Here is a 14,504-nt window from a genome sequence, read left to right as displayed (position 1 = left end):
ATTTGATCACATGACCCGTTTAAACATTTTCTCCATTTCATATGTCGAGTGATGAATGATAATCGGCCGGCCGTGCGGACAAGTGAAAGGGTCCTTTGTCTGCCTGAGTTCATCTAATAGTGCTTTGATTTCATCATTTCGCAAATGACGATTTGCTTTGATAGAGCCTTTGCAGCTCATCATGATTGCCGCTTCTTCTCTTAATTTTTTGATATCTACACGTTTCTCATCCAGCACTTGCTCTATAATCTCTTCGATCAGTTCAGCCTCTTCCCCTTTTGGAAACCACTGTGGATGCGACCGAACAATGTAGCTTCCTGAACCGAAAGGCTCTAAGAAGACACCCACTTTCGTTAGTATCTCTTTATGCTCTTCAATAATCAGCATATCGTTTTTCGAGTAGTGGAATGTTAATGGAACGAGCATTTCTTGCACTTCCTGTTTGATCTCTCCTACTTTCTCACGATAATACTCATACTTGATTCGCTCCTGGGCCGCATGCTGATCGATAATATAAAGCCCACGTTCATTTTGAGCCAAAATATATGTGCCGTGCATTTGCCCGATGGGATACATGACAGGAACTCGTTCGTTTTCTAAAATGGTTTCTGCAGCATCTTCTCTCAGTTCTGACTCTTCATATTCAAGAGAAGCGGCGGATTCCTCTACATGAACACGCTCAGATGGAGCATCTTCATTAAATACGGGTGATGATGCACTTGTCATTTCCTGCGTAGGCGTCCCGTATGTGCTCATCTGATTCGTCTCGTATACAACCGATTCGAAAGGCTCCGGCTGATAGGATGTTTTCGCCTCGTTTTTGTTTCCTTTTTTCGCATCAAAGGTTAAGGATTGCTGCTCATTTTTGATCGCTGGCATTGGTGCTTTCTTTGGCACCGAAGCACTTGGAATGAGCTGCTGCTTTTGAAATACTTCCTTAATTCCTTGTTTGATTAGCTCATGAAGTTCCTGCTCTTTACTAAGTCTCACTTCAAGCTTCGAAGGATGAACGTTCACATCCACTAAAATGGGGTCCATCTTCATCTCAATAAATGTAATCGGGTGGCGGCCAATCGGTAGCAGCGTGTGATACCCTTCATGGACCGCTTTCACGAGAGGAAAATGTTTGACATATCTGCCGTTTACAACAGAAGACATATAATTTCGTGATGCCCTTGTCACTTCTGGCAAGGAGATATATCCTTTCACTTCAAAATCAAGTGATTGCACATGAAGTGGCACCATTTTTTTCGCAACAGCTGTCCCGTAAATGGCCGCAAGCACATGCCTCACATCCCCGTTTCCATTCGTCTGAAGCAGGACTTTTCCTTGGTGACGCAAGCGAATCGATACTTCTGGGTGAGCCAGCGCAATTCGATTGACGACATCTGATATATTGCCAAGCTCCGTATGAACGGTTTTCATGTATTTTAGGCGGGCCGGTGTATTGTAAAATAAGTTGGTAACGACGATCTCGGTACCGCGGCGACTAGAGGTTTTTTTCTCTGAAATGATCTTTCCGCCTTGCAGCACCAGGTGCGTTCCAGCTCCTTCACCAGTACTTGTTTTCATTTCTAGATGAGAGACAGATGCGATACTTGGCAGCGCCTCTCCCCTGAATCCGAGCGTTCTGACACGGAACAGATCATTTTCATCTTTGATTTTACTCGTTGCATGGCGCTGAAAGGCGAGCTTACAATCTTCAGCATCGATTCCAACACCATTATCAATCATTCTAATAGAGGAAAGACCTGCTTCTTCTACATCGATTTCAATCACTGTACTACTTGCATCGATTGCATTTTCCATAAGCTCTTTTACGACAGAAGCTGGACGCTCGACTACTTCACCTGCAGCAATTTTATTGGATAGGTCATCGGATAACTGAATAATCTTTGCCATTTTGCTCACCTCACCTTACATGATAATTTCTTTTGCAATTCATATAGCTTAGTCATCGCTTCGAGCGGAGTCATATCCATTAGATTGAATGACTTTAATTCCTCGATCACCGCTTGATCTTTCTGTTTTAGAACTGGTTTGGTTTGCGGTTTTTCTTCTACTTCAAAGAAAGAAAGCTGCTGTTTTTCCTCGGCCTTTTCTGTTTTTGAAGCTGCAGATACGTGCGGGGTCACTTCATGTGATCCGCTCTCAAGCTCCGTCAAAATGGTCTGGGCCCTATCGATGATCGCATCAGGCAATTCAGCAAGCTGCGCTACATGAATACCATAGCTTTTATCAGCTGCACCCTCTTTGATTTGATGTAAGAAAACGACCGTGCCTTCATGCTCTTCAGCACGTACATGAACATTTTTCAGCTCGCTTAATTGAGATTCAAGAACTGTCAGCTCGTGATAATGTGTGGAAAAAAGCGTTTTGGCACCAATATGATCGTGAACAAATTCAATGATCGCCTGCGCAAGAGCCATTCCATCATAGGTGCTTGTCCCGCGTCCAATTTCATCAAATAAAATCAAGCTGTTTTTCGTTGCATGCACCATTGCATTTTTTGCTTCGAGCATCTCTACCATAAAAGTACTCTGACCAGAAATCAAATCATCTGCCGCCCCAATGCGTGTAAAGATTTGGTCAAAGATCGGAAGAGTTGCCTTCGATGCCGGCACAAAGCAGCCAATTTGCGCAAGAATGGAGATAAGCGCCATTTGTCTCATATACGTACTTTTCCCTGACATATTTGGTCCAGTAATGAGTAAGGTTTGCCGGCCATTTCCCATATGGCAGTCATTCGGTACATACTCCTGGTGATCCATCACTTTTTCAACGACTGGGTGACGACCATCTATGACATCCACCTCATCCTCTGAGAATTCCGGACGGATATAACGGCGTTTTTCACTGACAGTCGCAAAGCATTGAAGCGCATCCAGCTCACTCATTTGTTTTGCAAGCAGCTGTAATCTAGGAATATAACCTTTCACTTGTTCTCTGAGAGCTGTAAATAGTTCATATTCCAATTCGTTAATATTTGATTCTGCTTCAAGTATCAGTGCTTCTTTTTCTTTTAATTCAGGTGTGATATACCGCTCTGCATTGGCAAGCGTTTGTTTTCTTTCATAACGGCCTTCCTCCAGCAGATGTGTATTTGCGCGTGTCACTTCGATATAATAACCAAACACTTTATTAAACCCGACTTTTAAGGAGCGAATGCCGGTATATTCTCTTTCCTGCTGTTCAAGACGTGCAATCCAGTCCTTTCCGTTTCGGCTGGCATCACGGTATTCATCTAATTTTGCATTGTAGCCATCTTTAATCAAATTGCCTTCTTTTATCGTCATCGGCGGATTTTCATAAAGTGCATCTTCTAATAAATTAAGCAAGTCGCCACAAGGATCAATCTCATTCGCTCTTGATTTTGCCATTTCCTCTGGCAGTGAGTGCACAAGCTCTTTAATGGCTGGTACTTGTTTTAAGGATTCCTTTAACTGAATGAGATCACGGGCATTTACGTTGCCAAATGCGACGCGGCCCGCTAAACGTTCGAGATCATATACTTGCTTTAACCGTTCACGCAGATCCTCTCGTTCAAAGAGATGGTCCATAAGAATTTGCACCATTTCCTGGCGTTCTTTAATGTGCGAAAGCCGAATTAACGGCCGGTCGATCCATTGCTTGAGCAGCCTTCCACCCATCGCTGTTTTTGTTTCATCTAACAGCCATAACAAAGAGCCCTTCTTGCTTTTTGAGCGGATCGTCTCTGTTAATTCAAGATTTCGTTTTGAGTAAAGATCAATTTTCATTGTTTGTTCGAGCTCAAACACTTGAACTTGCTGAAGGTGATCGAGACTTCTTTTTTGCGTTCTTCTTAAATAAGCATATAATGTCAAAAAGGCCGATCTTAGTTGCTCGCTCAGGCGGGACACGAGCCGCTCAGCTTCATCGATCAATTCATCACTATCTTCGTATGAAATGGTCGCTTGGCACCGATCCTTTAAGGTCTTGACTGTTTCCTCATCCAGCTGCTTTGACACCACAATTTCTTTTGCACCGACAGAATAAATTTCAGACACGACTTCATCTAATCGATCAATGAAAGCCGCCATGTTTTCACCAGTAGATAAATCGGAAAGTGCAAGTCCATATCCACTTTCAAATTTTGTCACAGAGGCAATGAAGTTGTTTTCATTTTCACTTAAGCCTTTACCATCCATCACCGTACCTGGTGTAATGAGTTGAACGACTTCTCTTTTGACCACACCTTTTGCCGTTTTAGGATCTTCCACCTGCTCACAAATCGCGACCTTGTAACCTTTTGAAATCAATTGTTCTATGTATGCAGAAGCAGAATGATAAGGAACACCGCACATTGGTATGGTCCCGCCATCTCTGCTTGTTAGCGTGATTTCTAATTCTTGTGACGCTTCTTTTGCGTCATCAAAAAACATTTCATAAAAATCGCCTAAGCGAAAAAATAAAAAGGCATCTTGATACTCTGCCTTGATTTTTAAATATTGCTGTATCATGGGCGTATAACTTGCCATATTTCTAATCCCTCACTATATTACATTCGAATTCATACCATCTTTCATTATAGCATAAAAAATCACCTTTTTTCTCCTAGATAGGACACAAAAAAACTAGGGGGATATGCGCCCTAGTCATCAATTACTCTTCTGGATCACCCGCTAGGAATTCTGGATGAATATCCTCTAACTCCTCATCCACCTCTTCTTCCCACTCATGATCATCTTTTTCTTTCCAGCTTGAATTGACCTCTACAACAATTTTTGTTTCTCCTACCACTTCAGCAATGAACTCCCGCTCTGCTTGAACGATAATTTTATTGCCGTTTGGAGAAATGGTCACTTCTAAGCAATTCGGCTGCTGCAGCACTTTTGCAATCACTTCGTGCTCATCATCAAGGAAATTTTTATCTTTATATCTCAGTTTGATGATGTCTACATATTTCACCCGTTCTGTGACGACTTCTGTTTTTGTGTTATCAGCGTAAGAATACCATACGTTAATATCAAAGGTTCCTTCAATCTCAACAGTTTTACCGACCTTTTCAGCATCATACTTATGATTAATGATCCAACCACCTAGGATGCTGGTTGGTTTTTGCGATGGAGAAATGGTGTGTGTGCTTTGGGTGAATTTCCTCCCTTTTGCAACCACCGCTTTTGTAATAATTTCTCTGTATTCAGACATTCCGGCATGCCTCCTTGTTCTTGATCGTTTTATCTTATGCTGGGCATTCGTCTAGTGTGTCACGATTTTGAACTTCATGTTCAATTAAATTCATTTCTGTTTCAGTGTATGCATGGTCGCCCATAAACTTGCCTTGAAAATTGGAAAAGTTGGAGAGTGAGAGATTTTGGGGTGACGAAGCAAGAAGTAGAATGGGAAGTGAGATTTTTGTTCTTTCAAAAAATGATGATAGCAAAACAAAAAACCCCGCATCTGCGGGGTTTTCTCATTTAATGGAGCAACTTGGTGATGAGTTTTTGACTTTTGAACCGGTTTCTCCTAATAAGAGGTCACCGCCGGTTGAAAGAATAATTTCATCTGTTACTTGATTAGAAATCGTATGCGCTACGAGCTGAAGCAGGGAATTGACTACCACTTGTGATTCTTTGAATTCTTGAATCACTGGGATTTCATCCAGTTCTTCTTGCAGGGCATCGATTTTTTCTTCCACTTGCTTTAAGGCTTCATGTTTGCCGTAATGCTTTAAATTCACAGCTTGTTTTTGAAGCGCCTTAATTTGATTAATAATCGTTGAAATTTTTGTATTTTCATTGATTTGCGCTTCTGCTTTCTTGAAGAAATCAACTTCTTCTGTTTCAGAAATCATTTTAGCGAGCTCTCTTGCGCGCTCGACAATCTCTTTTTTTGAATAAAGCGTCATTTTAATTCACCTCGATAGCTTCTCCAACCATTTCTCCGTCAAGAGACCAAGTTTTGGCTTGTGTGATTTTCACTTTGACGATGTTGCCAATCGCTTCTTTTGGTGCTTTAAAATTCACAAGCTTGCTTTTACTTGTATATCCGGCTAGGATTTCAGGGTTGTTTTTACTTTCACCCTCTACTAATACTTCGACAGTCTGCCCTTCATATTCCTTCATTTTTTTCGCAGAAATTTCATTCACGAGGGCATTCAGGCGCTGCAGACGTTCTTTTTTCACATGAATTGGCACGTTGTCTTGCATTTTCGCTGCTGGTGTTCCTTCTCTTGGAGAGTAAATGAACGTATAAGCAGCATCAAACTCAACCTCGCGATAGAGGGAAAGTGTTTCTTCAAATTGCTCATCTGTCTCATTTGGGAACCCAACAATAATATCCGTTGTTAATGAAGCATTTGGCATCGCTTCTTTGATTTTGCGTACAAGTTCAAGGTAACGTTCACGGTCATATTTTCTCGCCATAAGCTTCAAGACAGAAGAACTGCCTGATTGAACTGGCAAATGAATATGATCGAGAAGGTTCCCACCCTTAGCAAGCACTTCAATTAAGTGATCGTCAAAGTCACGTGGGTGGCTTGTTGTAAAACGGATACGCGGAATATCGATTTTACGCAGCTCATCCATCAAGTGTCCAAGACCATATTCCATGTCTTCAAAATCTTTTCCATACGCATTCACGTTTTGACCAAGAAGGGTAATTTCCTTATATCCTTCTGCCGCTAAACGTCTAACCTCTTGAATAATTTCGTCAGGGCGGCGGCTTCTTTCTTTACCGCGCGTGTAAGGGACGATACAGTATGTACAGAATTTATCACAACCGTACATAATATTCACCCAGGCCTTAATTTTTCCTTGGCGGGCTCTCGGAAGGTTTTCAATGACATCGCCTTCTTTTGACCAAACCTCAATGACCATTTCTTTTGAAAGATAGCATTCAGATAACAACTCTGGCAAGCGGTGAATGTTGTGTGTACCGAAAATCAAATCAACAAATGGATGTTTCTTCAAAATTCGGTTGACGACAGATTCCTCTTGCGACATACATCCGCAAACACCTAAAATTAAATCTGGCTTTTCACGCTTTAATGCTTTTAAATGACCAAGCTCTCCGAACACTTTGTTTTCCGCATTCTCACGAATTGCACAAGTGTTTAATAAGATGACATTTGCATCATCCGTTGAGTTTGTCGGTTCATAACCAAGCGCCATAAAAATACCAGCCATCACTTCTGTGTCATGCTCATTCATTTGACAGCCATATGTGCGAATATAGAACTTGCGCCCGTTTCCTAACCCTTGAAAACGTTCGTCAATTTGAAATTGATTGTATTCGACTTCTTCTTTACCCCGTTTTTTTGCATCTTTTAAGGAAGGCGGAATGTACACAGCTTCAAAATACTGGCTGTAGTCCTTCTCGGATTTTTTGTCCGATGAACTTACTTGTCCACTCGCTTTTCTCTGCTCTTCATTCATGAATTTGTACTCCTTTCAAACCAAGCTCCACCCTACAGTATAGACTATTTTGTCGTGAATTGAAAATAAATTCATATACAGTCTTTCTATAAAAAATGGCTATTCATCAAGAAGGTCACAGCCAATCTCTTTATCAAAAAAAGAGAGCCCGCGCTCTCTCAATCAAGTATGTTTAGTTTTTTTGCTTCTTCTTCGATGATCGTCAGTGCACGGTCTAGTTCTTCTTTTGTGTGCTCGGCTGTGATGATGGCTCTAATTCTCGCTTTTCCTTTTGCCACAGTTGGGAAGGCGATGCCTTGAGCAAACACGCCTCGTTCTATTAAAGCCTTTGAAAAGCGAAAAGTAAGGGCTTCGTCTCCAATCATGATGGGGATAATCGGTGTCTCTGTCGGTGCAACTTGAAACCCAAGACTGACGACCTTTTCTTTAAAATAGGCGGCGTTTTCCCAAAGTGTATCGATTCGCTCCGGTTCATCTAACAGCACTTCAATCGCTTCTTCACACGCTCTAGTCACAGCTGGCGGATGTGAGGTGCTGAATAAAAACGGTCTTGCTTTATGCTTTAAATAATCAATTAAAACGGCTGAACCCGCTACATAGCCGCCAAGGACTCCGACAGCCTTACTAAGTGTCCCAACCTGAATGTGCACTCTGCCGTCGAGTTTAAAATGGTTGACTGTCCCGCGGCCATTTTTACCAAGCACGCCCGAGGCATGCGCATCGTCTACCATCACAAATGCATCATATGCTTCTGCGAGCCTGACAATCTCAGGAAGTGGCGCAATATCTCCATCCATTGAGAACACACCGTCTGTGACGATGAGACGCACGCGGTAATTCATAGATTTCTTTAAAATTTTCTCAAGCTCTTCCATATTGGAATGACCGTATACTTTTTTATCTGCTTTTGTTAACCGGATGCCGTCAATGATTGAGGCATGATTCAGTTCATCTGAAATCACAATATCATCTTTTGTCAGGATACTTGATAAGACCCCTTGATTGGTCGTAAAGCCTGATTGGAACACAAGGGATGCCTCGGTCTTTTTAAATGCAGCGAGCTTTTTTTCAAGACGTTCGTGCATCGTCATTGTGCCAGCGATGGTTCGTACAGACCCCGTACCAGCACCGAATTCATCAATGGCCTCTTTTGCCGCTTTCATCAGCCTTGGATGTGAGGTGAGTCCTAAGTAGTTATTTGAGGAGAGCTGTATGACAGATTGTTCATTTAATGTCACAGTGGATGATTGTTTTGAGTCAATCTCTTTCAATGTTTGGTGGGTGCCTTGCTGCTTCATTGTTTCCAGTTCATTTTGTAAATACGTGAATTCTTTCATCATTTCTTCCCCCTTTGGTTTGATGGCATTATCAGTACGACTTTTCCGCACGTACCATTTCTCATGAGTTCAAATCCCTTTTCGAACTGTTCAAATGGCAGCGTATGGGTGATAACTGGCTGGACATCGATGGTATTCGTTCTTAATAGCTCAGATACTTGACGCCACGTCTCAAACATTTTTCTCCCCGTGATTCCTTGCACGGTTAATCCCCTAAAAACAATTTGATTCGTAATGTCAATGGTCACTGGTCGTTCTGGCAAGCTTAGTATATTGACTTTCCCTCCATTTGCACACGCTTCGAGAGCTTGATTAATGGCAACTGGATGTCCTGACATCTCGCATATCACATCTGCCCCCTCCATCCGCGTGAACTGCTTAATCACCTCAACAGGATCATCTTTTCCAATATCCACGATATGGTCTGCCCCCATTTTCTGGGCAAGATCCAGCCTATATTCGTTTTGATCGACAGCAAACACTTGGACAGCACCGGAAGCTTTCGCGACGGCGATCGCCATTAAACCGATTGGTCCGCAGCCAAAAATCGCCACTGACTTACCTGAAACAGGTGTGTGTAGTACTGTATGAACCGCATTTCCAAGCGGCTCTTGGATAGACGCAAGCTCTACTGGCATTTGAGCTGGATTGTGCCACACATTTTGTTCAGGTACTTTGACATATTCAGCAAAACAGCCGTCAATGTCTACCCCTAAAATTTTCGTTTCATTGCACAAGTGCTGCTGCCCTGTTAAACACATAGAGCACTGATTACATACAACATGTGTCTCTGCCGATACAAAATCCCCTACTTTTGCTCGTGAGACTTGGTTCCCCGTTTTGACAACTTCCCCTGTAAATTCATGTCCAAAAATGTAGGGCGCTTTAACTCTTCCCTTTGCCCAGTCATCCCAATTATAAATATGCACGTCTGTTCCGCATATCGATGTGGCTTTTACCTGAATCAATACTTCATGATCATTGATTTCTGGAATCGGCATCTCCATCAGCACCGCTCCGTAAGCGCTTTCTTTTTTAACAATCGCTTTCATCGTTCCACACATGACGTACAACCCCTTTGTTAAAAAACTTCTCCCAATGAGATTTTAACACGTCTTATTTTCGTCGTAAATACCACTGTCCTCCACAAAAATACAAATGAACACTCCACATATTTTTTTGGATATTTTTCTAAATAAAAAAGCAAATCCCCGTAGAAAAGGAGATTTGCTTTTTGCGTCACCGTCTTTTTGAAACGGCAATATATAAGGCAGGTACGATTAATAGTGTCAAAATTGTTGAGAAAAAGACACCCGATACAATGCAGATGGCCAGCGGCTTAAAGAGCGGATCATTACTTAATGCTACAGGCATAAGGGCGACAAGTGCTGTAAATGCTGTTAGTAAAATTGGCCTGATCCTTGCTCTTCCCGCTTCAATGACAGCTGTCTGTTGATCGAATCCCTGCTTACGCCGCTGCTCAATAAATTCGAACAAGACAACCGCATTTCGGACCACGATACCAGCTAATGAGACAATTCCCATTGTGGCCATAAAGCTGAACGGCGTTTGGGTGACAAACAGTCCGATAACAGCTCCAGATATCGCTAAGTAAACCGTTCCTAGAACTAATAGTGGAAGCATCAATGAATTGAACTGGAAAGCGATGGTCACATAAATGAGCAGCAAGACAACTCCAAATAAGAGACTAATTTCAATAAAGAACTGGGATTGATCTTCATTTTCTCCGCCTTGAGAAATGGCTAAATCCTTCGCTTCATCCGTTTTTCCTACTTGATCGACAACTTCTTTCATGTCGTCTTTAAACGAGTCTGACGTGCCAGGGTACGCCTTCAGCGTAATGGTCGGAATTCCATTTTCATGTGGAATGCTTTCGTACTGCTCTGTTTCTTTTTCTTTTACATATCGGCTAAGCGGCTCTAGTGAAGGCATACCGCCTTCATTTGAATTGACAGGCACTTTTATTTTGTTTAGCTTTAATCCATTTTGATGTGTACCTACATCCTGTTTGACCACTAAGTCGATATCTTTTGTTCCTTGTTTAAAGCTGCCTAATGGCATGCCTTCAGTCACAAGACCGAACTGTCTGCTGACAAACTGAGCGCTGAGACCATCTTCTGCCATTCGGTCACGGTTTAGTTCAAAGGAGATCGTTTTTACCGGCTGATTGACATCGTCAGTGATCAAGCTTGCTCCTTTTTCTTTCATTTCACTTGTGAGCGTTTCTTTGACATCAATGAGCTTTGCAAAAGAGTCACCCGCAATGGTTACTGTCACAGGCGCACCAGTTGGCGGTCCTTGAACAATGGTTTTCATAAAGATATCAGCATCTTTAAATTTCTTACGCAATGGCTCTGTCATACGATCTATTAATTGTTTACTCGTCATCTGATCATTGTCTACTCTCACGACAACCTGACCAGTATGATCACTTGCATTTGAAATACTTTCATTAAACAGGTTCGGTACACCGCCGCCTGCAAAGATCGCCGTTTCTTCAATGCCTTTCTGCTGTTTCATCTCTTGTTCTATTTTCTCTAATGTTTCATTTGTTTTGTCTAATGTTGTTTCACTTGGAAGTGTGACAGTGACAACCACTTCTTTCTTATTCGCTGCAGGGAAAAATTCAAATGGTGTGACGAAAATCAGTAAAAAGGCAAGCGTTGCAACAAGCAAACCACTTAAGCCCATAAGCAGCGGACGCTTCACAATGTTCGTCAGCACACGGTCTGCATAAAAATCAGCTAATTTTTTTAACGGTTTGCCTAGGAACCCTGGCTCTTTTTGAATTTTCTTGTTCTGTCTTTTTCGGTTCACGGTATATTGATAGACTGGCACTAGTGTCAGAGAAATCACCATAGACGCAAGTACAGTCGTTACGAGAACAGACGGTAATGCTCGTATAAATGAACCGTTTGCACCTGATAGGAAAACAAGTGGCAAGAAAGCAAACACAACCGCTAGTGTTGATGTCAAAATAGACCCTGCAACTTCTTTGACCCCTGCAATCGTTCCTTTCAGCGGACTTTCATATTTTTTCATCTGTCTTAATATATTATCGTTGACGACAATGGCATCATCGACAAGTATTCCTAGGGCAATGATAAAGCCGATAATCGAAATCTGATTGAGGTCCACTTGTAAAAATGGCAGCGGAATCGTTCCGATTGTGATTGATAATGGGATGGCAAGTGAAACGATAAACGCACCGCCAATGGTAAGACCAAGTGTGGTGACAACAATAACAGCGATGACCGCAACAATGGCTTCTTTTATCAAATCATTAAAAATGGCATCCACTTCACTTTTTTGTGAATAGTAGTTTACCCACTCGACACCACTTGGAAGCTGCTTCTCTTTCTCAATAACATCACTGACTTTGTCATACATTTTAGGTATATCAAGCCCTGGTTTGATATTGACTGTAAATGAATAGGCGGGCTTTCCGTTATACGACACAATGTCACTTTTCTCTTTTTCTACTTCTTTTAAGCTGCCAAGCTGACTGATTGTGACCGGTTCACGGTTCGTTTTGGAGAAAAGCTCAAGCTTTTTCACTTGATCCAAGCGGTCGTAGGTATTGATGGACAGCTTGACCTTCTCGTCGCCTGTCCGAATGTCGCCTAGTGGAGATGTATCAAATTCCTGATTGATGGCATTTGTGACATCCGTTACATTTAACCCTTCATCCTCTAGTTTGCTTGAATCTAAGTTTAATACCGCTTGTTTATCATTGAATCCTTTGATGACGACACTGTCTAACCCTTTGATGTCCTCAACCTTTTCCTTCAACGCACGCAGCGATTCCTGACTTTTTGCTAAGTCTGCTGATTGACTTGCCACAACCATATAAGAACCAACCGGCACGTTGCCAAACTCATCCTTTACATCAGGCTCCATCACTCCGTCAGGAAAGGACGACGCAGCACTTGTGGTTTCGTTCTTAATTTGACTTGCCACCTTTTGAAAGTCGGCTTGATCATCAATTTCAAGCACAATATTTGAAAACCCAATGGCAGAAACAGAGCTCGTTTTCTCTACACCATTGATATCAGATATGGCTGATTCGAGCTTATTGGTTACATCAATTTCCACCTGTTTTGCATCCGCACCCGGAAACACGGTGGAAATTGTGACAATATTCGCTTGGAATTCTGGCAGTTCTCGCTTAGGAAGCTGCGTAAATAAATAGCCACCAGCAATGAGAACAATAAAAAATAAAATAAAAACAAGCTTTCCTCTTTTCAAAAAAGCTTCAACCATTATTTCACCTACTTAAATATTTATTTTTGATGAAGTATTTTTAACTTAATCTTAATTTATCATCATGGTGAAAAAATGCAAGCTCTAATATGTCATTTTTATCTATTTCATGAACTGAATATGTTATATAAGAAATGTATAGTGGTAAACAAAAACAACCTGCTTACATGATGTAAGCAGGTTGAAAATAATAAAATTAGAATTATCGTGGCTCAATAATCAATTTGATGGCTGTTCTTTCTTCTCCATCGATAAGAATGTCAGTAAAGGCTGGAATGCATATCAAATCCACTCCGCTTGGTGCAACAAATCCCCTTGCTATGGCTACAGCCTTGACCGCCTGATTCAGCGCTCCAGCGCCGATTGCTTGTATTTCCGCTGCACCGCGTTCACGTAAAACGCCTGCTAATGCTCCTGCTACTGAATTCGGATTTGACTTTGCTGAAACTTTTAAAATTTCCATTTCTGCTCCCCCTTAAATTTACAATGGATAAGTGAGTGTTCATTAGAACAATCTTTGTTAGATGATGCTATTTTTTGAAAATCCATCCCCAAAATGTTTTTCAAAAATAGCAGGCTACCTACCATTTTTACTATATTCACGATAGAGGGCGCATATTCCTTCTTTCTGATTAATATTTTTCTGAAATAAATATGTGAACATTTATTCAAAGAAAATATGGTCATCATTTATCAAAATTCGATCAATTTTGACAGCTTTTTTCGACTGTTCGTCAATTTCTACGATCACTGCACTTAATGTCGTGCGGCCTTCTGCAATTTCAAAACGGACTGGAAGACTTGTTTTGAATCGTTTAATAATCGTCTCCCGATCAACACCTAAAATGCCATCATAAGGTCCTGTCATTCCCACATCTGAAATATACGCAGTTCCTTTTGGCAAAACGCGATTATCTGCTGTTTGAACATGTGTATGCGTTCCAACGACACATGATGCACGGCCGTCTGTATACCAGCCCATCGCTAGCTTTTCACTTGTGGCTTCACCATGAAAATCAATAAAAATAAACGGTGTACGTTTGGATGCTTCCGCAATTAACTCGTCTACTTTTTGAAATGGGCAGTCAAGTGGGGGTAAAAAAGTACGTCCTTGCAGGTTGATGACGGCTAATTCTTTCCCTTGTTTTTTTATAAATGTAAGACCTTTACCAGGTGTACCTTCTGGGAAGTTCGCCGGACGAACCATGTTGGCAGCGTCATCGATGAAATCAAAAATGTCTCTTTTATCCCAAGTATGGTTGCCCATTGTGAGCACGTCAGCTCCTGCTTGCAGCAGTTCATGATAGATTTTTTCAGTGATCCCTTTCCCATGAGCAGCATTTTCTCCGTTGACAATGGTAAAGTGGGGCTGATATTTCTTCTTTAGCTTTGGTAAGTATTCTTTCAGTGTGTCTCGTCCAGGTGAACCGACAATATCTCCAACAAATAATATTTTCATGCGCTTTGAACCCTTTCTCTTATAAAT

10 protein-coding genes are annotated in these 14,504 nt (G+C 41.6%); all 10 read right to left on the bottom strand.

Annotated elements, in window-relative coordinates; translation table 11 throughout:
- Positions 1-6: 6 nt before the first annotated feature.
- Positions 7-1,902, bottom strand: a complete 1,896-nt coding sequence (gene mutL, locus NST39_RS08800) for a DNA mismatch repair endonuclease MutL (protein WP_341027953.1) — start codon at positions 1,900-1,902, stop codon at positions 7-9.
- A 5-nt stretch (positions 1,903-1,907) separates the two neighbouring features.
- Positions 1,908-4,499: a DNA mismatch repair protein MutS gene (gene mutS, locus NST39_RS08795; protein ID WP_341027951.1), complete on the bottom strand. Its 2,592-nt coding sequence runs from the start codon at positions 4,497-4,499 to the stop codon at positions 1,908-1,910.
- Between the two features lie 124 nt (positions 4,500-4,623).
- Complete coding sequence (gene cotE, locus NST39_RS08790) at positions 4,624-5,169, bottom strand: outer spore coat protein CotE (RefSeq protein WP_003212450.1); 546 nt, start codon at positions 5,167-5,169, stop codon at positions 4,624-4,626.
- A 265-nt stretch (positions 5,170-5,434) separates the two neighbouring features.
- Positions 5,435-5,869, bottom strand: a complete 435-nt coding sequence (locus NST39_RS08785; protein ID WP_065097314.1) for a RicAFT regulatory complex protein RicA family protein — start codon at positions 5,867-5,869, stop codon at positions 5,435-5,437.
- A gap of 1 nt (position 5,870) precedes the next feature.
- Positions 5,871-7,397: a tRNA (N6-isopentenyl adenosine(37)-C2)-methylthiotransferase MiaB gene (gene miaB, locus NST39_RS08780; RefSeq protein ID WP_341027947.1), complete on the bottom strand. Its 1,527-nt coding sequence runs from the start codon at positions 7,395-7,397 to the stop codon at positions 5,871-5,873.
- A 158-nt stretch (positions 7,398-7,555) separates the two neighbouring features.
- A complete protein-coding gene (locus NST39_RS08775; RefSeq protein ID WP_065097312.1) occupies positions 7,556-8,734 on the bottom strand; it encodes a glycine C-acetyltransferase in 1,179 nt (392 codons plus the stop codon).
- Positions 8,734-9,798: an L-threonine 3-dehydrogenase gene (gene tdh, locus NST39_RS08770; RefSeq protein WP_341027944.1), complete on the bottom strand. Its 1,065-nt coding sequence runs from the start codon at positions 9,796-9,798 to the stop codon at positions 8,734-8,736. The genes NST39_RS08775 and tdh overlap by 1 nt, the downstream gene beginning before the upstream one ends.
- 175 nt (positions 9,799-9,973) lie before the next feature.
- Positions 9,974-13,018 (bottom strand): efflux RND transporter permease subunit, encoded by a 3,045-nt coding sequence (locus NST39_RS08765; protein ID WP_341027943.1) that lies wholly within the window; start codon positions 13,016-13,018, stop codon positions 9,974-9,976.
- A 202-nt stretch (positions 13,019-13,220) separates the two neighbouring features.
- Positions 13,221-13,481, bottom strand: a complete 261-nt coding sequence (spoVS, locus tag NST39_RS08760) for a stage V sporulation protein SpoVS (protein WP_029281188.1) — start codon at positions 13,479-13,481, stop codon at positions 13,221-13,223.
- A gap of 201 nt (positions 13,482-13,682) precedes the next feature.
- Entirely contained in the window at positions 13,683-14,477 is a 795-nt protein-coding gene (locus NST39_RS08755) for a TIGR00282 family metallophosphoesterase (protein WP_003212177.1), read from the bottom strand.
- Positions 14,478-14,504: the final 27 nt, after the last annotated feature.

The sequence above is a fragment of the Bacillus sp. FSL W8-0645 genome (genome assembly GCF_038007905.1).
Taxonomy (GTDB): Bacteria; Bacillota; Bacilli; order Bacillales; family Bacillaceae; genus Bacillus; species Bacillus pumilus.
This window is presented reverse-complemented; position numbering and strand designations above follow the sequence as displayed.

Bases quoted from the DNA above. Each gene is read 5' to 3' on its own strand.
- spoVS (WP_029281188.1), bottom strand. From the start codon at position 13,481: ATGGAAATTTTAAAAGTTTCAGCAAAGTCAAATCCGAATTCAGTAGCA.
- NST39_RS08765 (WP_341027943.1), bottom strand. From the start codon at position 13,018: ATGGTTGAAGCTTTTTTGAAAAGAGGAAAGCTTGTTTTTATTTTATTT.
- mutS (WP_341027951.1), bottom strand. From the start codon at position 4,499: ATGGCAAGTTATACGCCCATGATACAGCAATATTTAAAAATCAAGGCA.
- NST39_RS08755 (WP_003212177.1), bottom strand. From the start codon at position 14,477: ATGAAAATATTATTTGTTGGAGATATTGTCGGTTCACCTGGACGAGAC.
- miaB (WP_341027947.1), bottom strand. From the start codon at position 7,397: ATGAATGAAGAGCAGAGAAAAGCGAGTGGACAAGTAAGTTCATCGGAC.
- NST39_RS08775 (WP_065097312.1), bottom strand. From the start codon at position 8,734: ATGAAAGAATTCACGTATTTACAAAATGAACTGGAAACAATGAAGCAG.
- tdh (WP_341027944.1), bottom strand. From the start codon at position 9,798: ATGTGTGGAACGATGAAAGCGATTGTTAAAAAAGAAAGCGCTTACGGA.
- mutL (WP_341027953.1), bottom strand. From the start codon at position 1,902: ATGGCAAAGATTATTCAGTTATCCGATGACCTATCCAATAAAATTGCT.
- NST39_RS08785 (WP_065097314.1), bottom strand. From the start codon at position 5,869: ATGACGCTTTATTCAAAAAAAGAGATTGTCGAGCGCGCAAGAGAGCTC.
- cotE (WP_003212450.1), bottom strand. From the start codon at position 5,169: ATGTCTGAATACAGAGAAATTATTACAAAAGCGGTGGTTGCAAAAGGG.